The organism is Pseudomonas sp. SW-3, assembly GCF_016615645.1.
Lineage (GTDB): Bacteria > Pseudomonadota > Gammaproteobacteria > Pseudomonadales > Pseudomonadaceae > Aquipseudomonas > Aquipseudomonas mandelii.
Genome location: NZ_CP067098.1, coordinates 3,687,121 through 3,710,416 on the forward strand (window position 1 = coordinate 3,687,121; position 23,296 = coordinate 3,710,416).

Consider the following 23,296-nt stretch of genomic DNA (forward strand, 5'->3'; position numbering starts at 1 on the left):
CTCCCGCACCGGCCGCCCCATGGACATTGATCTCGCTCGCACCTTCCTGGAAATTGTTCGCCACGGCAGCCTGGCTGCCGCGGCGGAAAAACTTCACGTCACCCAGACCGCAATCACGGCGCGAGTGCAAAAACTCGAGAGCCAGCTGGGCAGCACGTTATTCGTGCGCAACCGTGCCGGCGCGCGGCTGACACCCAATGGCGAGGCCTTTGTGGTGTACGCCAATCAACTGGTCGAGACCTGGGAAGCCGCGCGGCGGGACTTGCCGTTGCCCGATGGTTACCGCGATGTGCTGCACATTGGCGGCGAGGTCAGTCTGTGCAATCCGCTGATGCTCAGTTGGGCCGGCGAACTGCGCGAGAAGATTCCCAGTCACGCCTTGCGCATGGAAATCCGCGACGGCGAGACCCTGCTGCGCCAACTGGAACTGGGGGTGCTGGACGCGGCGCTGGTCTATCAGCCCGAATATTGGCCGCGCCTGCAAGTCGAGCAGATCCTCGAAGAAAAACTCATCCTGGTACGCCTCGCCGGGCAGCCCGATCCTTATGTGTATATCGACTGGGGTCCGGACTTCCGCCGCCAGCACGATGCCGCCCTGCCGGAAAAAGCCAAGGCCGCCCTGAGCTTTAACCTCGGCCCCCTGGCCTTGCAATACATTCTGGAAAACGGCGGCAGCGGCTACTTCCGTACACGCGTGGTGCAGAGCTACCTCGAAAGCGGCGTGCTGGAGCCCGTGCCCAAAGCCCCGGAATTCAGTTACCCGACCTACCTGGTTTACTCGCGGGATCGCGACTCGGCGACCCTGCAACGGGCCTTCGATTTACTGCGTGAAGTGATCAAGATCGACGACGACTGGTCCCAGCGCTGGAATCCGCTGACCTGAATACACCGGATCATGGCGCTTGTGTCATCCAGGTTTGCTCAAGCTTGCGCGGGCAGATCAGCTAATCTGCTGGTGATAACAATAAGCAGAGGTGAACGCAGTGAGGCAAACCACCCAGGCATTCCGCGACCGCTATCGCGCTGACATCCATCCGCTCTACAACCCCTGGCTGCACGGGGCCTTTGTGCTGCTGTTCGGCGTGCTGGCCATCGGTGGGTTCTGGAGCACTGTGCATCAGGTCCGGCCGCTGGAATGGCTGACAGTGCCGTTGACGCTGTTGTTCTTCAACTTCGGCGTGTACCTGGTGCACCGGCACTTGGGGCATCACAAAAAGAGCTTCGCGCGGATGTTCTACGCCCGCCATGCCGGCGACCATCACAGTTTTTTCGCCCCCGGCCACATGACCTACGATACTGCCCGGGACTGGCGGGTGATTCTGTTTCCAGCCTGGCTGATCGTGATCCACACCGTGGTCTTCACCCTGCCCGCCTGGTGGCTGTTCAAGCAGGTCAATGCCAACGTCGCCGGATTGTTTGGTGGCTGTCTGGTCCTAGGGTACCTGATGTACGAGGTGTTCCATGCCTGCGAGCATTTACCGCCGGACAACCCGGTCACGCGTCTGCCGTGGATCCGCCAGATGCGCCGCCTGCATGAACTGCATCACCGCCGCGAGCTGATGCAGGAACGCAATTTCAATATCGTTTTCCCGCTGATGGACTACCTGTTCGGCACCCTGTACTGGGAGCCGGTGCCTGCCCCCCTGACGAGTACGACCATGACCCGCATGCAGCACCAGATCGCTATCGCTGGAACTCCGATTGACGTGCTCGCCTATGCCAGCACCGTCACCCGTTGGCCGGAGTGGCATCCTTCGTCCCTGAAGGTCGAGGGCCAGGGTGGGCCGCTGCATGCCGGCCTGCGGTTCGAGGAGGAAATCAGTGCCGGCGGGCGCGCGGGGCACTTGAGTTGGGAAGTCAACGAATACCTGCCAGGACGCCGCTGGAGTGCCTGGGCGCGCGGTGATCACGGGTTGTCGCTGGTCGTGACCTACGAATGTGAGGCGCAGGGCGAAGGCACACGTTTTGTACGGACCCTGGAGTATCAATTCTCGGGCCTGGCGATGCGCATCACCAATCGATTGCTGCTCAAGCGACGTATCGAGCGTGAGTCCGCAGCATCGATGCTGGCGTTGCGTGACATGGCGCAGAAAAACCTGAATCCGGCTGGAGTCAGCGTGTGAGAAGCGCCTTCAGGTTTCGCCATCTATTGTCGCTGCTGATCATTGTCCTGGGGGCTTTTCTATTGTTGTTCCCGACCAAGGTTCGGCCGGTGGCCTGGACACCGCCGCCGGCGCCTTCCCTGACCAGCGGGGTGTATGCCGACAATCAGCGGCTCAAAGGGGTGGAGCGTGTCGGCCCGGCGGACATCGAAGGGCCCGAGGCGCTGCTGCTGGAAGATAACGTGCTCATCACCGGGCTGCACGACGGCCGGCTGATCCGCACCAGCCTCGACGGCAAGGACACCAAAGTGCTGGCCGATACCGGCGGCCGGCCTCTGGGCCTGGCGCGGCACCCGAACGGGTTGCTGGTCATCGCTGACGGCGTGAAGGGTTTGCTGTCCCTGGATGCCCAGGGCCGGTTGATCCCGCTGACCACCTCGGCCGGCGGCGTGCCTTTCGGGTTTACCGATGACGTGGCCATCGATAAATCCGGGCACTACGCCTATTTCAGCGACGCTTCCAGCCGCTGGGGCTACGGCAAGGATGGCGAGGCAATCATCGAGCACGGGGGCGACGGCCGTTTGTTGCGTTACGACTTCCAGACCGGCAAGACCACGGTGTTGCTGGACACGCTGGAATTTGCCAACGGCGTGACGCTGGGCCCGGACGACAGCTTTGTGCTGGTCAACGAAACCGGCGCTTACCGCATCATCCGCTTCTGGTTGAGCGGGCCGAATGCCGGAACCCACGATGTATTTATCGACAATCTGCCGGGGTTGCCGGACAACCTCGCGTTCAATGGCCGCGACCGTTTCTGGGTGGCGCTCTACGCACCCCGTAATGCGCTGCTCGACGCCACGGCGCAGCACCCGTTCGTGCGCAAAATGATTGTTCGGGCATTGACGGTACTGCCCAAACCCGTGGAAAAGCGCGCCTTTGCGCTGGGTCTGGACCTGGACGGCAAGGTGATTGCCAACCTGCAGGATGCGAGCACCGGTAATTACTCGCCGATCACGACAGTGCGCGAGTATGGGGACTGGTTGTACCTGGGTTCGTTGAAGGCAAAAAACATGGCGCGCCTGCCCCTGAACACCGCGCTCCAGAAATAACGCACACCAAAAATGTGGGAGCGGGCCTGCTCGCGCGGGCAGTCTGCCATTCAATAGTGATATTGACTGGCAGGCTCGCTCCTACAGGGGGTATGTGGTGGTTTTGGCTAGCGGGGATCTATCTCGTTATCGCGCACGGCATTGTCCGTCTCTTCAAGCACCCGCTCAGGGTCCATCGCGGTGGAGTCGTCTTCATCCAGCGGGCGCACGCCTTCGTTGTTCGGCAATTCGTCGATGCCCGGCTCGTCTTCGGGATTGACCGTCGTGCGGCCGGGGCTTAGCGGTTCGGGATGAGTCGGAATCGGGTCGTACCCGCCCTGCTCTTCGCTTGGAAATCTGGGCTCGTTCATAAGGCACCTCGCAAGGAGTCGAAAAGGTCGGACTCTGATCTTTCGAGGTGCCGGTCTTGATCACCGTTCCAATTTTTCATTCACCGGTTGTCGGTGGGTGGACAAGGCGTGTCAGGACGGCGATTGGAGCCGGTCAACGATCTTTTGCTTAACCTGCACGCGCGTCTCCTTGAGCTTCTTCAGTGCGTCATCGCTGGGCGCATCCGATTTTGCGGTTTCAGCCTTTACTACCTCGGCGTCCGCTTGCGAATACTTGTTGATCAGTGAATCCAGTAACGGATCCTTGGAGCGTTTTTGCTGGATATCTTCCTTTGAAAGTTTCAGGTCCTGATAAAGGTCGTGTGGCACCGGCATGGAACACCTCCGTTTGTTGATCGGCAGCAAACGCGATCGATTGCGTTCGCCAACTATCAGAATGGCCTCGGTTGGCCGGTTCTGTCGACCGCCTATCAGACCAGCGGTGTCCGTTCGTCGTCCTGGCGCAAACCCGATAAAACCTTTAACGCAGCGCCTGCCTCCATTGAATAACGATCACCTCGATCGCTAACCCGAACCCTGTGTGGAGAATGACCAATGGACGGATTCACCCTGCGCCATCTCGCCCTGGCCGTCGCCTTGAGCACCAGCATGGGCACAGCTTTTGCTGCCACTTCCAATGACTTTGTCGACAACGCAGCCGCAGGTGGCATTGCGGAAATCGAGACCAGCCGACTGGCGCTGGAAAAAAGCTCATCGGCCGACATCAAGAAATTCGCCAACATGATGATCACCGATCATTCCAAGGCCAACGATGAACTGGCGGCCCTGGCGAAAAAGAATGACATCGAGGTCCCGGACGAGACGACGCTGGTCAAACAGGCCAAGGAAAAAATCCTCGACATGCGGGACGAGTCCTTCGACGCGGCCTATGCCAATAACCAAGTGAAGGCCCACGAAGACACGATCAAGCTGTTCGAAAAACAGGCCAACACGGTGACGGACGACAAGGTCAAAGGCGCCACCGATTTGAAAGGCTTCGCGCAAAAAATGCTGCCGGCACTGGAAAAACACCTGGAGATGGCGAAAGAGCTCCAGGCCGCCCACCCCAGCAAATAACCGGTAAAAAGAAGGCCGCATCGATGGATGCGGCCTTTCTGCATACTGCCGGCACTAGCCGCCATCGGTATCGATGTCGGCATCCGTGTCATCGCCGGGTTTCGGCCGGTCGGGATTCGGTTTGAAGCCGGGGCTGAACTCGTTGTCATTGTCGGTATGGCGGTTCTTCTGATCCACCGCTGCGTCAGCGCTTTCTGAGTCGGAGGATTGGCTCTGACGCTGACCGCCTGGCGCACCCTCACCCGGCGTCTGCGGGTCAATCGCCGGGTCATTGCGGTCGACCGGCATCCCCGATTGATCCTGTTGTTGTGTCGATTCGTCTTTCATACACACCTCGCTCGTAACGGCCAGCCCACGATTCAAACAGCCGGGGGCTTAAAGGTTCGAAGCCACCCCGGGACAGGGGTTCAATCCAATGGACAGGCAACGTCAGGCTCAAGGTCAAAAAATCGCCGTCTGCGGCAGTGCCGACTAGAGTTACCGGGCAAATGCCGGCCAGGACGAAAAATTCTTGTCGGGACGAACAACTATTTCAGACGGCAAATGTCACTGATTCGGGTCGATCGTTTTTGGGGAATCGGCCAGCCATCTTTCAGGAGCACAAGGACATGGCAGCAATGCAGATCAACACACTCGACGCGATGAAAAACAATCACACGTATTTGCTTGGGGAATGGATCAAGAGCCTGGAAGCCGGTGGTGCCAATCGTAATGTCAAAGACCACGATCTCAAGCAGCAAACCTCGGATTTTCTGCAACTGGTGACCGCGGGCCTGGAAAACGGCAACGGTCCCAACATCGCCGCGCCGGGTTGGGATGAGGCTCGTCAGTTCCTCGAAAAACTCTCCCACAGCCGCGCCCTGCTCGGCCAGGATTCGCACCAGACCGCCAGTTTCATTTTTTCACTGAAAGGTCCGCTGTTTTCCCTGCTGCAGTCCCACTACAAAGAAAATCCTGGGGTACTGGCCGAACAGCTCTGGCAAGTGTCCGAGCTGCTCGACGCGCTGGGCATGCACACCATCCGTACCTTCCAGAAATCCCGCGAAGCAGTGATCAAGCGTCAGCAGGAAGAACTGCTGGAACTCTCCACCCCGGTGGTCAAGCTCTGGGATGGCGTCCTCGCACTGCCGATGATCGGCACCCTGGACTCGCAACGCACCCAGGTGGTGATGGAATCGCTGCTGCAACGCATCGTCGATACCGGCTCGGAAATCGCCATCATCGACATCACCGGTGTGCCGACCGTTGACACCCTGGTGGCTCAGCACCTGCTCAAAACCGTGACTGCAATTCGCCTGATGGGCGCCGATTGCATCATCAGCGGCGTGCGCCCGCAGATCGCACAGACCATCGTTCACCTGGGGCTGGACCTGCAAGGCGTGGTCACCAAGGCCAACCTGGCCGATGCCCTGAAACTGGCCCTGACCCGTCTGGGAATCACCGTCAGCAAGACGGTTTAAGACGATGGAGCGCATTCCGATTTTGCAGATGGGCGACTTCCTGCTGGTGACCATTCAGGTGGACATGCATGACCAGCTTGCCCTCACGCTCCAGGACGATCTCTCTGAACGCATCAGCAAGACTTCCGCTCGCGGCGTGTTGATCGACATCTCGGCGCTGGACATGGTCGACTCGTTTATCGGTCGAATGATCGGCACCATCTCCGGCCTGTCGAAAATCATGGATGCCCAGACCGTGCTGGTCGGCATGCAGCCTGCGGTCGCGATCACGCTGGTAGAGCTCGGGCTGACCTTGCCCGGCGTCAGCACCGCGCTGAACGTCGAGCGCGGGATGAAACTGCTCCAGGAACGAGTACGCGAGCAATGACCCTGCGCAGCAGCGGCACTCAGCCCATTCAAATCGAGCAGGACGTGGTCCTGGCCCGGCAGACGGCGCGCAAGCTGGCCACCGAGTGCGGCATGCGCCTGATCGACCTGACCAAACTGGTGACCGCCGTCAGCGAGCTGGCGCGCAACACCATGGTCTATGGCGGCGGTGGCGACATGGACTGGCAGATCCTCGACGAAAACTCGCGGGTCGGCCTGCGCCTGACGTTTCGAGATGAAGGCCCGGGCATCCCGGACATCAAACTGGCAATGACCGACGGCTGGACTTCCGGCAGCGGCCTGGGCCTTGGCCTGACCGGCGCGAAACGGCTGGTGGATGAGTTCGAACTGGACACCGTACCCGGACAGGGCACTCGCATCACGATCACCCGATGGACATGAACATCGGGGGGTCGCTGACCCAAGTGCTGTTGATCGAGGACAGCAGCCAGATCGGCCATGCCCGGCGCACGGCGCAGAAGCTCGCCGAAGACAACGGTTTCGACGCGACGGATGCCGGACGCGTGGCACTGGTGGCCACTGAATTGGCCAGCAACGTGCTCAAGCATGCGGCCAGGGGCGAATTGCACCTGCGCATCCTGCCGGGCAGCAGCGCCAACGGCATCGAGATACTCGCGGTGGACCGTGCCCAAGGCTTTGACCTGCAGGCGTGCATGACGGATGGGTTTTCCACGGGCGGTACGCAGGGCATTGGCCTGGGGGCAGTATCGCGCCAGGCGGAAGTCTTCGATGTTCATACCGACTCGCGCGGCACCGTGTTATTGGCCCGGTTATACCCACGCGCCAGCAAGGCCGCCGACTTGCGCATCGGCATCAGCCAGCACTCGCTGCACAACGACCCGGCGTGCGGCGATGTCTGGCACCTGGCGTTTGACGGGGCGAACCTCAGCGCGTTGGTGATCGACGGCCTGGGTCATGGCGAAGAAGCCGAACGCGCCGCCCGCGCCGGTGAAAAAGCTTTCGCCCTGGCCCCTTTTGCCTCGCCGGTGTACCTGCTCGAAGACATTCACCAGGCCATGACAGGCACCCGCGGCGGTGCGCTGGCGATTGCGCAGTTCGACGGTCATCTCGGTACGCTGAGATTCACCGGTATCGGCAATATCGGCGGCAGCCTGATCAGTGCGGACAAGTCCCGTGGCCTGGCGTCCCATCCGGGAATCGTCGGCGGGCAATACCGCAAAGCCCAACCCTTTGACTACGCTCATGTGAACGGACATCTATTGATCATGTACAGCGACGGCCTGCAATCCCGTTGGAACCTCCACGATTACCCCGGCCTGGTGTACCGCCATCCCGCCGTGATCGCCGCGGTCCTGCATCGCGACTTCTGTCGCGGCCGGGACGATGTAACGGTACTGGTCGTTGCACTGGAGGCTGCCCATGGCTGAATCGCCCCTGCTGCCGATCGAAGAACAATCGGCATTGATCGAGCGCTTGCAAAGTGAAGCCACGGCGCTGCGCGAAGAGCTCGACGAAACCAATCAGGGCGTGCTCGCGCTCTACGCCGAACTCGACAACCAGGCCGAAGAATTGCGTCAGGCGTCGGACCTCAAGAGCCGCTTCCTGTCCTACATGAGTCACGAGTTTCGCACGCCCCTGGGCTCGATCCTGAGCATCGCCAGCCTGCTGACCGATGAACTCGACGGCCCGCTCAGCCCCGAGCAGCACAAGCAGGTCGCATTCGTCAGCACGGCCGCGCGGGAACTGAGCGACATGGTCGACGACTTGCTCGACCTGGCGAAAATCGAGGCCGGGCGCATCACCATCTCGCCCGCCTGGTTCGACATGTTCGACCTGTTTGCCGCCCTGCGCGGCATGTTTCGCCCGATCGTCAATGCATCCGCCGTGGACCTGATCTTTGAAGAACCGGTTGGCCTGCCGCGCCTGTACACCGATGACAAGAAGCTCGCGCAGATCCTGCGCAACTTTATTTCCAACTCGCTGAAGTTCACCACACGCGGTGAAGTGCGGGTCTCGGCCTCGCTCGAAGGCTCCAGCCAAGTGCGCTTTGCCGTCACGGATACAGGAATAGGTATCGCTACCGAGCTACATGGCGCATTGTTCGAGGACTTTTCCCAAGTCGATTCGCCCTTGCAGAAACGCTTGCGCGGTACTGGTCTGGGCTTGTCTTTGTGCAAACGCTTCGCCGCGCTGCTGGGAGGCGACGTCGGGGTAGAAAGCACGCCCGGGGTCGGCTCGACCTTTTTCGTGATCATCCCGCTGGCCATCGCCATGGAGCCCGCCGATGAAACGTGACATCCGCCTGTTGATCGTCGATGACAACGTCGCGACCCGCTATGCCCTGCGTCGACGCCTGGAACGCCACGGTTACCTCGTGCTCGAAGCCGGGACCGGCGGCGACGGCCTGGCGCTGATCGACAGCGAATTGATCGACGCGCTGATCCTGGATGTCAACCTGCCGGACATGAGTGGCTTCGATATCGTGCGCAAGCTGCGTTCGGAGCCGGCCACGGCGCTGTTGCCGGTGATTCACGTGTCGGCGGCGTCGATCCAGACCGGCGACATCATCACTGGCCTGGACGCCGGGGCCGATGCCTACCTGATCCATCCCGTGGACCCGGACGTATTGCTGGCCACCCTGCGCACCCTGCTGCGGGTGCGTGAAACGGAAAACGCCCTGCGAGAAAGCGAGGCGCGTTTTCGGGAGATTTTCGTCAACGTCTCGGCCCCCATCGCGGTGCTCGACGCGCAATTCAAAGTCCACGAATGCAATCACGCCTTCGCCCGACTGATTCAGGACAATCGCGATCCACAGAGCTTGCGTGAATGCTTCGCCGAGCAACAGGAGTCGATCCTCGATGAATTGCGGGTGCGCCTGACGGCGGGTGAACGCTGGAAAGGCACGCTGAATATGCGCATCGACGGGGAGCTGCGGGAAACCGAGTGGCAGATTTCGCCGTATCGCACCCCTGAACTGAGCCTGGTATTCGTAGAAGACGTCACCGAGCATCGCCATCGCGAGCGCTCGCACCTGGCCCGTCTCGACGATGCCACCTCGCAACTGGAACACGAGATCGCCGCACGCGTGCGCACCGAGAGCCAGTTGCTGCAAGTGCAGAAAATGGACGCACTGGGCAAGCTGACGGGCGGCATCGCCCATGACTTCAACAACCTGCTGACCGGCATCATCACCAGCCTGGAACTGATCCAGAAACGGGTGGCCGATTCGCGTACCGAGAAGGTCCAGTTCTATGCCGAAGCGGCGCTGAACTCGGCCATGAGCGCCGCCTCGCTGACCCATCGTTTGTTGGCGTTCGCGCGCCAGCAACCGCTCAATACGCGTCCGGTGGACATCAACGAACACATCCGTTCCCTTGAGGATCTGCTGGTGCGCACCATCGGCGAACACATTGCGCTGAGACTCGAATTGACCTCCAAGGCCGCGATTGCCCTGGTCGACCCGATCCAGCTGGAAAGCGCCGTGCTCAACCTGGTGATCAACGCCCGCGACGCCCTTCCCCAAGGCGGAAATATCTGGGTCAGCACCTATGCGGCGTATTCCCACGGCGACCTGAAACTGGCGGACGGGGCATATGTCGCCCTGTCAGTGCGCGATGACGGGACGGGCATCGAACACAGTGTGATCGACAAGGTGTTCGACCCGTTTTTTACCACCAAGCCACTGGGCCAGGGCACCGGGTTGGGGTTGTCGAGCATTTACGGGTTCGCCCGGCAATCGGGGGGCGATGCGCACATCCGCAGCGTGGCCCGTCGCGGCACCGAAGTCACGATCATGTTGCCCGCCAGCGCCGACCCGACCACCACGGAAGCGGAACCGGCGACCGTCGATCAACAGGGCGCGGGCGAGCATGTCCTGATTGTCGAAGACATGCCGTCGGTGCGCATGTTCGTTGCCGAGGTGTTGGTGGATGCCGGGTACCGCTGCACGCAGGTGGGCGATATCGAAGGCGCCCTTGAACGCCTGCAGAACGACCCCTCGATTGACCTGATGCTCACAGACGTGGGACTGCCGCGCATGAACGGCCGGGAGCTGGCCGATGTCGCCCGAGGCTGGCGTGAAAGCTTGCCGATCCTGTTCATGACCGGCTATGCGGAGAACGCGATCAATCGCCAGGTATTCCTCGGCGATGGCATGGAGATGCTGATCAAGCCGTTTCAGATCAATGAGCTGTTGGACAAAGTCCGACGCACGCTCGATTGCGCCTGACACCCATCCTGTAGGAGCGAGGCTCGCCCGCGAAGAACGATCACCGGATCTTGATCGTTCCCACGCGTGGGAACGATCATAGGACCCGGGCCAGGAACGGCGCAGTCCTGCTCTTCTTGCTCCTGGCGACTTTCTGCGGCGTGCCGGCAACGACAATCTTGCCGCCCTGATCCCCCGCCCCCGGCCCGATATCAATCACCCAGTCACTCTGCGCCACCACGCGCATTTCATGCTCCACCACAATCACCGTGTGCCCCGCCGCGACCAGCGTATTCAACTGTTCGAGCAACCGGTCAACGTCCCTTGGATGCAAGCCGGTGGTGGGTTCGTCGAGCACATACAACGTCGCCGCGCGCTGGTTGCGTTGCAGCTCGGTGGCCAGTTTGATGCGCTGGGCTTCGCCACCCGAGAGTTCCGTGGCTGGCTGGCCGAGGCGCAGATAGCCCAGGCCGATGTCGCGTAGCACTTCCAGCGAACGGCGAATGCCCGGTTGCTCGGCGAACACCTCGACCGCTTCGTCCACGGTCAATTGCAAGACCTGAGCAATGTTCAGACCTTGCCAGACGATCGCAAGCGTCTCGGGGTTGTAGCGAGCGCCATGGCACGTCGGACACGGTGCATAGACGCTGGGCATGAACAGCAACTCAACGCTGACAAACCCCTCGCCTTCGCACGTCGGGCAACGGCCTTTGGCGACGTTGAACGAGAACTGCCCGGCGTCGTAGCCCTCGGCCTGCGCCTGGGGAGTGGCGGCGTACAGTTTGCGCACGTTGTCGAACAGCCCGGTGTAGGTCGCCAGGTTCGAGCGCGGCGTGCGGCCGATGGGTTTCTGATCGACCTGCACCAGGCGCTTGATCGATTCCAGCCCCGCCGTGACCTGACCGCCGCTGACTTGTGGCGCATCGTCCTCAAGGCTCAACTCTTCAGGTTCGCTGGCGCTGGTCGCGCGCCCCAGATGCGCGCCCACCAACTCGAGCAAGGCCTGACTGACCAGGCTCGATTTGCCGGAACCGGAAACGCCGGTCACCGAGGTAAAACACCCCAAGGGAAACTCGACGCCGAGGTCGTTCAGGTTATTGCGCGTGATGCCTTCCAGGCGCAGCCAATCGGTCGGCTTGCGGCTGGTTCTGGCTTCGGTGACTTGCTCGGCGAACAGGTAGGCGCGGGTCTGGGAATCTTTGATTTCGGTCAGCCCCTGTGGCGGTCCGCTGTAGAGGATCCGACCGCCATGCTCACCCGCCGCCGGGCCGACATCGATCAGCCAGTCCGCACGGCGCATGGTTTCCAGGTCATGTTCAACCACAAACAACGTATTGCCAGCCGCCTTCAAGCGTTGCAGCGCTTCGAACAGCGCTTCCCCATCGGCCGGATGCAGACCGGCCGACGGTTCATCCAGCACGTAGATCACGCCGAACAACTGCGAACCCAATTGCGTGGCCAGGCGCAGCCGTTGCAACTCGCCGGACGACAGTGTCGGCGTGCTGCGCTCCAGCGCCAGATAACCAAGACCCAGATCGGTCAACGTGCTGACCCGTTCCAGTAAATCCTGGGCGATGCGTTGCGCGGCCAGGCGTTTCTCCACCGACAAGTTAGGCGTATGCCGCACATCCGGCGCGTTGGCGTGGCCGCTGGCGCCGTGGGCCACGCGCTGTTCACGGGCCTCGCGGGTCTGACGGTGAGTCAACACCTCGCCCGCCTCATCGGCCTGTTCAAGGTAGCTGTGGGCCGCCACCGGTTTCAGCACCTCGGCCACTTGCAGCAACGGCATCTGCGACAGCTCGCCGATGTCATAGCCGGCAAAGGTCACCGACAACGCCTCGCGCTTGAGCCGTTTACCGTCGCACAACGGGCAAGGACTGCCGAGCATGAATTGCGCGACGCGCTTCTTCATCAACGCACTTTGCGAGTGGCTGAACGTGTGCAGGATGTAGCGTCGGGCGCCGGTGAAGGTGCCCTGGTAGCTGGGCTCCATTTTGCGTTTGAGCGCCACTTTGGTTTCTTCCGGGGTGAGCCCGGCATACACCGGAACAGTCGGTGTTTCCTCGGTGAAGAGGATCCAGTCACGCTGCTTTTTCGGCAGATCACGCCAGGGTTTGTCGACGTCGTAGCCCATCGTCACCAGGATGTCGCGCAGGTTCTGCCCTTGCCACGCCGTGGGCCAGGACGCCACCGCCCGTTGGCGGATGGTCAGGCTCGGGTCCGGGACCATCAAGGCTTCGGTGACTTCATACACCCGGCCCAGGCCATGACATTCGGCGCAGGCGCCTTGAGGCGTGTTGGGTGAGAAGTCCTCGGCGTACAGCATCGGCTGCCCCGGCGGATAACTGCCGGCCCGGGAGTACAGCATGCGGATCAGGCTCGACAGCGTCGTCACGCTGCCCACCGAAGACCGCGTACTCGGCGTGCCGCGCTGCTGTTGCAGGGCCACGGCCGGGGGCAGGCCTTCGATGGAATCCACGTCCGGCACACCGACCTGATCGATCAGCCGCCGCGCGTAGGGCGCCACGGATTCGAAATAACGGCGCTGCGCTTCAGCGTACAGCGTGGAAAACGCCAGCGACGACTTGCCCGACCCCGAGACGCCGGTGAACACCACCAGGGCATCCCGTGGAATGTCGACGTCAATGTTCTTGAGGTTGTGTTCCCGGGCACCGCGTACCCTGACCATGCCGGAAGGAGGATTGGAGGTACGCGTTGAAGTCATCGTGAGCCCTTATTGGATAGCAGAAAAAACACAAAATCCTAGGGAGCGAGCGTGCTCCCACCTGATCATTCCCGCGCAGGGCGAGGGAACGATCATTCAACCCCCCATAATGTGTGCGTGGTCAGCCACTGAGGACGGTGTGGATCATGTGTGTCAGGGCTTCGGGCCCATAAGGTTTGCTCAGCAGATGGGTATCCGGGCTGAGCTGGTGATTGCGCGAGATGATGTCCCGGGTGTGGCCGGAGGTAAACAGCACCGCCACCGGGGGATTCTGCACCTTGGCCCAGGCTGCCAGGTCCGAGCTTTTGATCAGGCCGGGCATGACAACATCGGTGAAAATCAGGTTCACCCGCACGCCCTCCAGCAACATCTGCATCGCCTGGTCGCCGTTGGCCGCGGTGAGGACCTGATAGCCCTCTTCGCTCAGCAATTCCACCGCCGAGCTGCGCACCGCTTCGTTGTCCTCCACCACCAGGATGGTTTCGTGCCCGCCCTGCCGGGGTGAATTACGTAATGTTGTTTCACTGGGCAACGCACGCAAGCTGCGCGGGAAGTAAAGCTGCACCCGAGTGCCCTGCCCGACGATGCTGGAGATCTCGATGTGCCCGCCGCTCTGTTTGACGAAACCGAACACCATGCTCAGTCCCAACCCCGTGCCCTGACCATCGGCCTTGGTGGTGAAAAACGGCTCGAACGCCTGCCCGAGTATTTCGGGCGACATACCGGCGCCGCTGTCGGCCACCGCGACACGCACATAATCACCCGCCGCGATGCCCTTACCGGCACAGAATTTACGATCGAGCGCCACATTCCCCGCACTCAGCTCAATGGTCCCTTCGCCCTGCATGGCGTCACGGGCATTGATCGCCAGGTTGAGAATGGCGTTTTCCAACTGGTTGCGGTCGACGTTGATGTACCAAGGTTCTTGCGGCACCTGCACATCGATCTGGATGGTTTCCCCCAGCGCCCGTTGCAACAGCTCACCCAGCCCTTCGAATATCAGTTGTGGGTCGCACACCGCCGGCGACAACGGTTGCCGGCGGGCAAACGCGAGCAATTGCGAAGACAGTTTGGCGCCGCGCTCGACGGCCGCAATCGATGCACTGACCCGGCGCTGCACGTTGGCGTTGTCCGGCTCATGCCGCGCCAGCAGGTGCAGGTTGCCGGCGATCACCTGCAGCAGGTTATTGAAGTCGTGGGCCACGCCGCCGGTGAGGCCGCCGATGGCTTCGAGCTTCTGCGACTGGCGCAGTTGCTCTTCCGCCGCCAGCCGCGCATCGACTTCGTCGGCCACGCGCTGCTCCAGGTTGCGGGTGAATTTGAGCAGAGATTCTTCAGCAATCTTGCGTTCATGAATGTCAATCAACACGCCGGGGAAGCGGAACGGCTCGCCCTGTTCGTTGAACTCGCAGCAGCCGCTCGCCTGCACCCACAAATAGCTGCCGTCGGGGCGCAAGACCCGGTACTCGGCGTTGAAGGGCTCGCCGGTCGCCACTGACTGACTGACCCGTTCCTGGACCCAGCTGCGGTCGTCGGGATGAATCTTGGCTTCAGCAATGTCGGCGGGCAGGTCGGCCAGGTTCTGCTCGGTCGGGTAGGAGAACGTCCGGGCGAAGCGCTCGTCACCGGACAGTACGTTGCCCTTGATGTCCCAGACGAACGAGCCGAGCAAAGCCCCGGCATTGAGCGCCAGGCGCACCCGTTCGTTGTCGGCGCGATAGGCGTCTTCGGCTTCCTGGCGCCGGCGTTCGGAGATCACATATTCAGTGGTTTCAACGACCATCGCCATGACCCCGGCGGGGCGCCCTTCATCATCGGCGACAGGGCTGTAATAGAGGTCCAGCCAGACGTCTTCGGGGACCCCGTCGCGTAGCAATTCCAGCAATTTATTACGATAGGACAAGGTGCCGCCGGCCAGGCATGTATCCACCACATGTCGATTGAACTCGGCCACTTCCGGCCAACCCAACTCGACCGGCGAGCCCAGCAGATACGGATGGCGGCCACCGGCAAACGTCGAGTAGGCATCGTTATAGATCATGTAGCCCTCGCGCCCCCAGAGCATCACCATCGGCAGTGGCGACGCGAGCATCAGCCGCACCGTGCTGCACAGACTGGCGGGCCAGGTGTCGATGTTTCCAAGCTCGGTCTGGCTCCAGTCGAACGCGCGGATGCGCCCGGCCATTTCACCGTTCCAGCCGGCACACCCGTGGCTATCAGATAGAAACTGCATCGACTGGCTCTTTGTCCCTGTGAGTGACTGAAATGCGGGATCGCAGTGCGAGGACGGCGCGTGCCCGTTTGTTTCGAGCATCGCCGACGCCAATGGTTTCATATGAGGTTAGCCGATTCAAACCGTGCGGGCTCTTGTGGCGAACGCTAGACCTCAATCAGGTGCTTGAGCGGGTGGTAGCCGGTTTTCAGTGTGGCGGCGACGTCGAGGATCGCCTTCTCGATACCATTCAAATGCATGCAGGTCAGCTCGATGGCCGCGCTTTGATTGCCGGCCTCGATGTATTCGATCAGCCGAAGGTGTTCATCATCGCGGCACGCCTCGTGGCTGTCGTCGTCGAGGGCGGCGGCGTACAGCGAGGCGCGGGAAATCAGCTTCTGGAACCAGTCCAGCAGCACCGGGTTGTTCAGGCTTCGCGCGAGTTTGATGTGGAACTCGCCGAGCAGATGAATCAGCCGTTCGTGGTCGCCGCTGCGGTGCGCTTCATCTTCCAGCAACAAATGATCGCGCAAGTCCTGGGTCACCGCGGTGTCCCGACGACGGCAGAGTTCGCTGACGATGCCGATCTCGATCAACCGCCGGGTTTCGAACAGCGAACGGATCTCTTCGTCGCTGGGCAACGACACCGATGCCCCCTTATTGGGCTCGGTGGTGACCAGCCCATCCGCTTCCAATTGCTTGAGCGCGGCACGAACCGACGTGCGGCTGACATTAAAAAGTTCGGCCAGCGAAGCCTCTCCGAGCTTCATGCCGGGGCGCAACGAACGTTTGCTGATCGCCTCGTAAACCCCTTGGTAGACGCGGTCGACCGTGGTTTCGAGTTTCTTATCGGTCATTTCAACCCTCCTTTAGCGCTAAACAACCGGCCCCAGGCGATGAGCAGCCTTTGAAAAAGGGGGTTGCACGGGCAGATTAATCCGGTTATTTGTAGATTGCATCCAGATATTGCATACAATAATTAGAGGATTGCACCATTATGGGTCAACCAATAGCTATCGAAGTGCGTAATGTCTCTAAACGGTATTCCGACGATCCGGGACTGGCTCCAGCCCTCGACAACGTATCAGTCGACATTGCCGACAACGAATTCTTCACCCTGCTCGGCCCTTCCGGCTGCGGCAAAACCACCCTCCTGCGCACCATCGCTGGCTTCGAACATGTCAGCGACGGCGAGATCCGTCTGGCGGGCGAACCGGTCAACGATCTGCCGCCGTTCAAGCGTCGGGTCAACACCGTCTTTCAGAGCTACGCGCTGTTTCCGCACATGAGTGTCGCGCAGAATATCGCCTTCGGCCTCGAGATGCAGGGTCTTGATCACAAGCAAATTGCCCAGCGTGTCGATGAGATGCTGGCGCTGGTGCAAATGCAACACCTGGCCAGGCGCAAACCGGCCGAATTGTCGGGCGGTCAACAGCAACGCGTAGCCCTGGCCCGGGCCCTGGCGCCGAAACCCAAAGTACTGTTGCTGGATGAGCCGCTGTCGGCGCTGGACCTCAAGCTGCGCAAGGAAATGCAGGTCGAACTCAAGCGCGTACAGAAGGAAGCCGGCATCACCTTCATTTTCGTGACGCACGATCAGGAAGAAGCCCTGACGCTGTCTGATCGCATTGCCGTGATGTCCGCTGGCAAGATTCTGCAGATCGGCACGCCCAACGACATTTACGAACGCCCGCAACATCAATTCGTCGCCCAGTTCATCGGCGACATCAACTTCCTCCCCGGCCACCTCAAGCGCGGCCAGCAGAACGAAAAACTCTTCGTGCCGAGCGGCATGCCGGTGGAAATTCCTTGCCCGGCTCAAGGCTTCGACGGCGCCAAGGTGCAATTGGCCTTTCGCCCGGAACGTTCGCAACTGGTCGATCCGGCGCAACCGCATCACCTGCGCGGCGTAATCGAAGCGGTGTTGTATGTCGGCACCGCGACGCTTTATCAGTGCCGCTTGAACAACGACATCAAGGTCATGCTGCGCGAAAACAACGAAGGCCTGAACCGTGGCCGGGTGGTCGGTGATCGCGTGGCGGTCAATCTGCCGCCCCACGCCTGCCTGTTGATGGAGGCCTGAGATGAGCGTCAGCAGCACTTCTCCCGCCCTCAACCGCGCCCTGTTACTGAGCCCGGTAATTCTGACCTTGCTGGCGCTGATCGCGATTCCGCTGGGGATCATGGGCTACATCAGCCTGTTGCCGCGCAATGTGTATGGCGGCGTCGACTGGCAGGCCGACTGGCAATTGCAAAGCTACGTGCAGCTGTTTTTCCAGGAAGGATTCGACGGTGAACTGGAACTGAACTGGGTCTACGCCCAGGCGTTGTTGCGCTCGGTGTTCCAGGCGGGTGGCACCACCATGCTGTGTTTCCTGTTCGGCTTTCCGGTGGCGTTGTGGATGTCGAGCCTCACGCCGCATCGGCGCAACCTCATGGTCTTGCTGATTACCATCCCGTTCTGGACCAACCTGCTGATCCGCAACTACGCCTGGCTGATCATCCTGCGCGAGCACGGCTGGGTCGCGCAAAGCCTCAACGCGCTGTTCCCCCAGGCCGGCGGCATCACCCTGCTCTACAACGACTTCGCCGTCTGTGTCGGGCTGGTCTACAGCTTCTTGCCGTTCATGATTTTGCCGATCTATTCGACCCTGGAAAAACTCGACTGGCGCTTGGTGGAAGCCGCCTACGACCTCGGTGCCAATCGCTGGCATGCGCTGAAGCGGATCATCCTGCCGCTGTCGATGCCGGGGGTGATTGCCGGTGCCCTGCTGGTGTTTGTGCCGAGCCTGGGGGCCTTCATCACCCCGGCGATTCTTGGCGGTGGCAAGACGCTGATGATCGGCAACCTGATCCAGCAGCAGTTCGGCACCGCGCGCAACTGGCCGCTGGGCAGTTCGCTGTCGTTCCTGTTGCTGGGGATTCTGCTGCTGTCGCTGGTGGGTTACGCCCTCTATAGCCGCAGCGCTGCCAAAACACTACGTCGGGGAGCCACCGCATGATCGCCCTGCACCTGAAAAAACTGCCACTGACCCGCGAAGTCAGCCTGCTGATCCTGGCCTATCTGTACGTGCCGATCTTCGTCCTGATCGCCTACAGCTTCAACGCCAACCGCTCGGCGACGGTGTGGACCGAGTTTTCGTTCGCCTGGTACGGACGGATTCTGGCCAACCCGTCGATCCAGACGGCGGCATTGAATTCGATCATCGTCGCCAGCATCGCCACGGTCTGCGCCACGGCGATTGCGCTGCTCGCGGCATTGGCGACGTACCGGCCGTTCTATGGACAGAAGATGGTCGAGGGCGGGATCAACCTGCCGCTGATCCTGCCGGAAATCGTCACCGCCGTGGCCACGCTGCTGCTGTTCATGGCGCTGGGAATCAAGCTCGGTTTGCTGACGGTGATCGTCGCGCACATCGGCTTCTGCATTCCCTTCGCGTACCTGCCGATCCGCGCACGCCTGAATGATCTGGACAAGAGCCTGCTGGAGGCGGCGAACGACTTGTACGCCAACCCGTGGCAGGTGTTCCGCCGGGTGACGCTTCCGCTGTTGTGGCCGGCAGTGCTGTCCGGTTCGGTGCTGGCGTTCGTGGTCAGCCTCGACGATTTCATCATGACCTTCTTCGTCGCCGGCCCGGGTTCGACCACCTTGCCGGTGTACATCTTCTCGGCAATCAAGGCCGGCGTAACACCGGAGATCAATGCGATCTCGACCCTGATGCTGTTGATTTCCATCGTGCTGGTGGTGCTGGCCTTCTGGCTGGGACAGCGTGGTAAACAACAATGAGCCTGGAGCGTTCTCGAATGAAAACAAAAAGCATGCGTCCCGCTGTCGCCGGTCTGGCCCTAAGCTGCTTCACTGCACTCACTGCGTTCGGCGCGCACGCCGCCGAACCCAAGGAACTGTTTTTCTACAACTGGACCGATTATTACCCGGTCGACCTGCTGGCCAAGTTCGAAAAGGAGACCGGAATCAAGGTCACCATGGACGGCTACGACAGCAACGAAACCCTGCTGGCCAAGTTGCAGGCCGGTGGCGCGGCGTATGACGTGATCGTGCCGTCGCAGTCGATCATGCGCACCTTGATCAACCAGAACCTGCTGCTGGAAATCGACGCCTCCACCCTGCCCAACTTTCAATACGTGAAACCCGCATTCCGCGATCCGGTATTCGACCCCGGCCGCAAGTTCTCCGCACCGTATTTGTGGGGCACCACCGGGTTCTCCTATGACAGCGCGCGCGTGCCCGGCGGCAAGCTCGACGATTCGTGGAAAGAGTTCTTCGAACCGCGCAAGGAACTGCAAGGGCAACTCGCCGCCCTCGACACTTCCAGCAGCGTGATCAACGCCGCCAGCCATTACCTGAACGTCGACGAATGCAGCGAAAACCCGCAGGACGCCAAGCGCATCCTCGAACTGCTGCAAAAACAGAAACCGTTCCTGAAGATGTACAGCTCGGACAACACCGTCGACCGCATGGCCTCCGGTGAAGTGATCATGATGCAGAACTGGAACGGCTCGACCGCACGCGCCACCTTGCAGAAGAGCACCATCAAATACGTGTATCCGCGCGAAGGCCTGGCGATGTTCCAGGACAACTTCGCCGTGCCGAAAAGCGCACCGCACCCCGGTAACGCGAAGATTTTCATCGACTGGATGATGAAACCGGAAAACGCCGCCGCCGTGTCCAATTCCATCGCCTACGCCAACGGCATCCAGAGCGACAAGCTGCTCGACGCCAAGTGGAAAGTCATGGACGCCATCAACATGCCCGACGAATTTGCCTCGCGCTTGCGGCCGGAGAAAGAGTGCAGCAACAAGGCGCGGGAGCTGCAGGATCGGGTTTGGTCGAAGCTCAAGGGCTGAGTGCCTGACTTTAGACCGAGGCGCGGCCTTGGCGGGCAAGCCTTGTTCCTACAGGGGAATGCGCATCCTTGTAGGAACGAGGCTTGCCCGCGAAGACGCCGGCCAATCCACCATCAAATTTGAGGTGTATGCAATGACTCACCCCCGCTGGCTACGCAACGTGCGCCCCTACGGCGCCACAGCCGAAGACCTGCTGCTGGAAAACGGCGTGTTCAAACAACGCCGCCCGGCCTCCAACACCGCGCTGGCCGCCACCGACATTGACGGCCAATACCAGCTCCTCACCCCTGCCCTGGTGGAAAGTCACGTCCACCTCGACAAAACCCTGTGGGGCCAACCCTGGCGCCCGAACAGCGCCGGCCCGACCCTCAAGGACTACATCGCCAACGAGCGCCGCGTCCTGCGTGAAGTTGACGTGCCCATCGCCCATCGTGCCGGCGCGTTGCTGGAAAACTGCATCGCCCGTGGCTCGCTGACGATGCGTTGCCACGTCGACATCGACCCGGAATTCGGCCTGCGCCATGTCGAGGCCATGCAACAACTGCGCGACATCTACCGCGACCTGATCGACCTGCAACTGGTGGTGTTTCCGCAAACCGGCCTGATCAGCCGCCCCGGCACCGCCGAACTGATGCGCGAAGCCATGGCGCTGGGCGTGGAAAACGTCGGCGGCCTCGACCCGTGCGGTATCGACAACGACCCGGTCGCGCAACTCGACTTCGTGTTCAAGCTGGCCAGCGAATTCGACCGTGGCGTCGACATTCACCTGCATGACAAAGGTGAACTGGGCCTGTGGCAAATCGCGTTGATCGCCGATTACACCGAGCGCTTCGGGCGGCAAGGTCGGGTGATGATCAGTCACGCTTACTGCCTGGGGATGTTGCCGTGGAATCAGGTCAAACCGCTGGCCGAACGCTTGGCGGCGTTGAGCATTTCGCTGATGAGTTCGGCGCCGGCCGATTGCGCGGTGCCGCCTTTCCTTGCGTTGCGTGAAACAGGCGTGAATGTCTGCCTGGGTTCGGACGGCATTCGCGATGCGTGGTCGCCGATGGGCAACGGCGACATGCTGGAACGGGCAATGCTGCTGGCCTTGCGCTTTGACTTGAACAAGGACGATGAACTGGCCGCAGCGTTCGAAGCGGCGACGGTGAACGGTGCCCGGGCGCTGGGTTGTGAACGGTATGGATTGGAGATCGGCCAAGCGGCGGACTTCCTGCTGATGCCGGTACAGACTTTGGGCGAAGCCGTGGTTTCTCGACCCGTGCGGCAGGTTTATCGCGGCGGTGAGTTGATCGCCTCAGGTGGTCGGCTGCTGGAAAGCCGCTTGTGAAATGCATCGGTCTGAAGGCCAGTTGCGTGGTCGGCTTCGACGGCACGCAGCATGTGCTGTGGCGCGACGGCGAAGTGGTGTTCGAAGGTTCGCGCATTGTGTTTGTCGGGCGTGGTTTTACCGGGCCGGTCGATCAGTGGGTCGACTATGGCAATGCGTTGATCGGCCCGGGTTTCATCGATCTGGACGCACTCGGGGATCTGGATTCCACGGTGCTGACGCTGGACAACGGCGATGAACGCGACATGGGCCGGATGTGGTCTGAGGACTATCTGGCGGCCGGTCCGCGCGAGAGTTTCGACCCTGATGAAGAAGTCTTCAAATACCGCTACGCCTTCACGCAGTTGATCCGCAACGGCATCACCACGGCCCTGCCAATCACCTCGATGTACTACCGCGAGTGGGCCGAGACCTACGACGAATTTGCAGCGGTGGCCGGCGTGGCGGCCGAACTGGGGCTGCGCACTTACCTCGGCCCCTGCTACATGAGCGGCATGAGTTATTGGCGGGCCGATGGCACCCTCGGGCATCACTGGGATGAAGCCCGGGGAATGGCCGGACTCGATGCGGCGGTTCGGTTTTTCCATGATTTCGAAGATGCGCACCAAGGCTTGATTCGCGGCGCCTTGTTGCCGGATCGCATCCAGACCTGCACCCCGGCGCTGCTGCAACGCACCGCCGCGCTGAGTCGCGAATTGAGCGCGCCGATGCGTTTGCATTGCTGCCAGGGGCTTGGCGAGGTGGCGATGGTCGAGCAACTGCGTGGTGTGTCGCCGCTGCACTGGTTGCAGCAACTGGACCTGCTGACCCCGCGCAGCCTGCTGCCCCACGGCATCTACACCTCCGGCGATGACGATCTGCAACGGGTGGTGGATGGCGGCGCAAGCCTGGTGCATTGCCCGGTGGTGTTTGCTCGCGATGGTGAGGCACTGAATTCGTTTGGGCGCTATCGGGCCAAGGGCATCAACTTCGCCTTGGGCACTGACACCTGGCCGGCGGATCTGCTGGAAAACATGCGCCAGGGGTTGAACATCGCCCGTTTGGTGGAGGGCGGCGATGCGTTGACCTCCACGCTGGACATGTACAACGCCGCCACCCTCGGCGGTGCGAAAGCCTTGGGCCGCGATGATCTCGGTCGCCTGGCAACCGGGGCCAAGGCCGACATCACGGTGTTCAGCCTTCGCGGCCTGCACCTGGGGCCGTTGTTCGATCCGCTGAAAAACCTGGTGCTGGCCGGGCGCGGTGACGACTGCATCGCCAGTTACATCGACGGCCGCTGCGTGATGCAAGACGGCCAGGTTCAGGGCATCGATTACCCCGCTCTGCAACGCCAGGCCCAACAACAATTCGAAAAACTGATGCGCAGCCACAGCGACCGGGCCATGGGCCGACCGGACTGGAAAACCCTGTTCAAACCGGCCATTCCGTTCGCCGATGACTACAGCGCAGACGCGCCGTTGAGCGCAATCGATCCCCTTATTTAGAGATATCT

22 protein-coding genes are annotated in these 23,296 nt (G+C 61.3%); 16 read left to right on the top strand and 6 right to left on the bottom strand.

Annotation, left to right across the window (positions count from 1 at the left end):
* Positions 1-19 precede the first annotated feature (19 nt).
* From JIO00_RS16375 to JIO00_RS16385, 3 genes are all read left to right on the top strand, one after another.
* The gene (locus tag JIO00_RS16375; protein ID WP_010460947.1) at positions 20-883 is read left to right on the top strand and encodes a LysR family transcriptional regulator; all 864 of its coding nucleotides are present in this window, start codon (positions 20-22) and stop codon (positions 881-883) included.
* Between the two features lie 100 nt (positions 884-983).
* Positions 984-2,123 carry an SRPBCC family protein gene (locus tag JIO00_RS16380; RefSeq protein WP_200666312.1) on the top strand — a complete coding sequence of 380 codons (1,140 nt, stop codon included), beginning with the start codon at positions 984-986 and terminating at the stop codon, positions 2,121-2,123.
* Positions 2,120-3,211 carry an SMP-30/gluconolactonase/LRE family protein gene (locus JIO00_RS16385; protein ID WP_010460951.1) on the top strand — a complete coding sequence of 364 codons (1,092 nt, stop codon included), beginning with the start codon at positions 2,120-2,122 and terminating at the stop codon, positions 3,209-3,211. The genes JIO00_RS16380 and JIO00_RS16385 overlap by 4 nt, the downstream gene beginning before the upstream one ends.
* 107 nt (positions 3,212-3,318) lie before the next feature.
* Here the strand turns inward: JIO00_RS16385 and JIO00_RS16390 are convergent, their stop codons facing one another.
* Positions 3,319-3,561: a hypothetical protein gene (locus JIO00_RS16390; RefSeq protein ID WP_010460953.1), complete on the bottom strand. Its 243-nt coding sequence runs from the start codon at positions 3,559-3,561 to the stop codon at positions 3,319-3,321.
* Positions 3,562-3,672: 111 nt separating this feature from the next.
* Complete coding sequence (locus JIO00_RS16395) at positions 3,673-3,915, bottom strand: hypothetical protein (RefSeq protein WP_010460955.1); 243 nt, start codon at positions 3,913-3,915, stop codon at positions 3,673-3,675.
* Between the two features lie 219 nt (positions 3,916-4,134).
* Here JIO00_RS16395 and JIO00_RS16400 point away from each other — a divergent pair, with 219 nt between their 5' ends.
* The gene (locus JIO00_RS16400) at positions 4,135-4,656 is read left to right on the top strand and encodes a DUF4142 domain-containing protein (protein WP_077749678.1); all 522 of its coding nucleotides are present in this window, start codon (positions 4,135-4,137) and stop codon (positions 4,654-4,656) included.
* 54 nt (positions 4,657-4,710) lie between these two features.
* Here JIO00_RS16400 and JIO00_RS16405 read toward each other — a convergent pair whose 3' ends face one another.
* On the bottom strand, positions 4,711-4,983 hold the full coding sequence (locus JIO00_RS16405; protein ID WP_077749679.1) for a hypothetical protein: 273 nt from the start codon (positions 4,981-4,983) through the stop codon (positions 4,711-4,713).
* 281 nt (positions 4,984-5,264) lie between these two features.
* Between JIO00_RS16405 and JIO00_RS16410 the strand changes: the two genes are divergently transcribed.
* The 6 genes from JIO00_RS16410 to JIO00_RS16435 are packed head-to-tail and all read left to right on the top strand — an operon-like array spanning position 5,265 to position 10,692.
* Positions 5,265-6,116 carry an STAS domain-containing protein gene (locus tag JIO00_RS16410; RefSeq protein ID WP_010460961.1) on the top strand — a complete coding sequence of 284 codons (852 nt, stop codon included), beginning with the start codon at positions 5,265-5,267 and terminating at the stop codon, positions 6,114-6,116.
* A 4-nt stretch (positions 6,117-6,120) separates the two neighbouring features.
* Positions 6,121-6,483, top strand: a complete 363-nt coding sequence (locus tag JIO00_RS16415; RefSeq protein ID WP_077749680.1) for an STAS domain-containing protein — start codon at positions 6,121-6,123, stop codon at positions 6,481-6,483.
* Positions 6,480-6,884: an anti-sigma regulatory factor gene (locus tag JIO00_RS16420; protein WP_010460966.1), complete on the top strand. Its 405-nt coding sequence runs from the start codon at positions 6,480-6,482 to the stop codon at positions 6,882-6,884. The genes JIO00_RS16415 and JIO00_RS16420 overlap by 4 nt, the downstream gene beginning before the upstream one ends.
* Entirely contained in the window at positions 6,881-7,891 is a 1,011-nt protein-coding gene (locus tag JIO00_RS16425) for an ATP-binding protein (RefSeq protein WP_077749701.1), read from the top strand. Before JIO00_RS16420 ends, JIO00_RS16425 begins: the two co-directional genes overlap by 4 nt.
* A complete protein-coding gene (locus tag JIO00_RS16430; protein ID WP_200666314.1) occupies positions 7,884-8,759 on the top strand; it encodes a sensor histidine kinase in 876 nt (291 codons plus the stop codon). The genes JIO00_RS16425 and JIO00_RS16430 overlap by 8 nt, the downstream gene beginning before the upstream one ends.
* Positions 8,749-10,692, top strand: a complete 1,944-nt coding sequence (locus JIO00_RS16435) for a response regulator (RefSeq protein ID WP_200666316.1) — start codon at positions 8,749-8,751, stop codon at positions 10,690-10,692. Before JIO00_RS16430 ends, JIO00_RS16435 begins: the two co-directional genes overlap by 11 nt.
* Before the next feature lie 76 nt (positions 10,693-10,768).
* Here JIO00_RS16435 and JIO00_RS16440 read toward each other — a convergent pair whose 3' ends face one another.
* The 3 genes from JIO00_RS16440 to JIO00_RS16450 all read right to left on the bottom strand — a co-directional run bounded on the left by JIO00_RS16440 (position 10,769) and on the right by JIO00_RS16450 (position 16,465).
* Positions 10,769-13,396, bottom strand: coding sequence for an excinuclease ABC subunit UvrA (locus tag JIO00_RS16440; protein WP_200666318.1), 2,628 nt, complete (start codon positions 13,394-13,396; stop codon positions 10,769-10,771).
* Between the two features lie 121 nt (positions 13,397-13,517).
* The gene (locus JIO00_RS16445; protein WP_200666320.1) at positions 13,518-15,629 is read right to left on the bottom strand and encodes a hybrid sensor histidine kinase/response regulator; all 2,112 of its coding nucleotides are present in this window, start codon (positions 15,627-15,629) and stop codon (positions 13,518-13,520) included.
* A 146-nt stretch (positions 15,630-15,775) separates the two neighbouring features.
* Positions 15,776-16,465 (bottom strand): GntR family transcriptional regulator, encoded by a 690-nt coding sequence (locus JIO00_RS16450; RefSeq protein WP_010460977.1) that lies wholly within the window; start codon positions 16,463-16,465, stop codon positions 15,776-15,778.
* A 140-nt stretch (positions 16,466-16,605) separates the two neighbouring features.
* Here JIO00_RS16450 and JIO00_RS16455 point away from each other — a divergent pair, with 140 nt between their 5' ends.
* From JIO00_RS16455 to JIO00_RS16480, 6 genes are all read left to right on the top strand, one after another.
* The gene (locus JIO00_RS16455; RefSeq protein ID WP_010460980.1) at positions 16,606-17,691 is read left to right on the top strand and encodes an ABC transporter ATP-binding protein; all 1,086 of its coding nucleotides are present in this window, start codon (positions 16,606-16,608) and stop codon (positions 17,689-17,691) included.
* A 1-nt stretch (position 17,692) separates the two neighbouring features.
* Positions 17,693-18,610: an ABC transporter permease gene (locus JIO00_RS16460; protein WP_200666321.1), complete on the top strand. Its 918-nt coding sequence runs from the start codon at positions 17,693-17,695 to the stop codon at positions 18,608-18,610.
* Complete coding sequence (locus tag JIO00_RS16465; protein WP_010460984.1) at positions 18,607-19,395, top strand: ABC transporter permease; 789 nt, start codon at positions 18,607-18,609, stop codon at positions 19,393-19,395. The genes JIO00_RS16460 and JIO00_RS16465 overlap by 4 nt, the downstream gene beginning before the upstream one ends.
* Before the next feature lie 17 nt (positions 19,396-19,412).
* Positions 19,413-20,474 carry an extracellular solute-binding protein gene (locus JIO00_RS16470; RefSeq protein ID WP_010460986.1) on the top strand — a complete coding sequence of 354 codons (1,062 nt, stop codon included), beginning with the start codon at positions 19,413-19,415 and terminating at the stop codon, positions 20,472-20,474.
* A 133-nt stretch (positions 20,475-20,607) separates the two neighbouring features.
* Positions 20,608-21,804: an amidohydrolase family protein gene (locus JIO00_RS16475; RefSeq protein ID WP_200666323.1), complete on the top strand. Its 1,197-nt coding sequence runs from the start codon at positions 20,608-20,610 to the stop codon at positions 21,802-21,804.
* Complete coding sequence (locus JIO00_RS16480; protein ID WP_200666325.1) at positions 21,801-23,288, top strand: amidohydrolase family protein; 1,488 nt, start codon at positions 21,801-21,803, stop codon at positions 23,286-23,288. The genes JIO00_RS16475 and JIO00_RS16480 overlap by 4 nt, the downstream gene beginning before the upstream one ends.
* Positions 23,289-23,296: the final 8 nt, after the last annotated feature.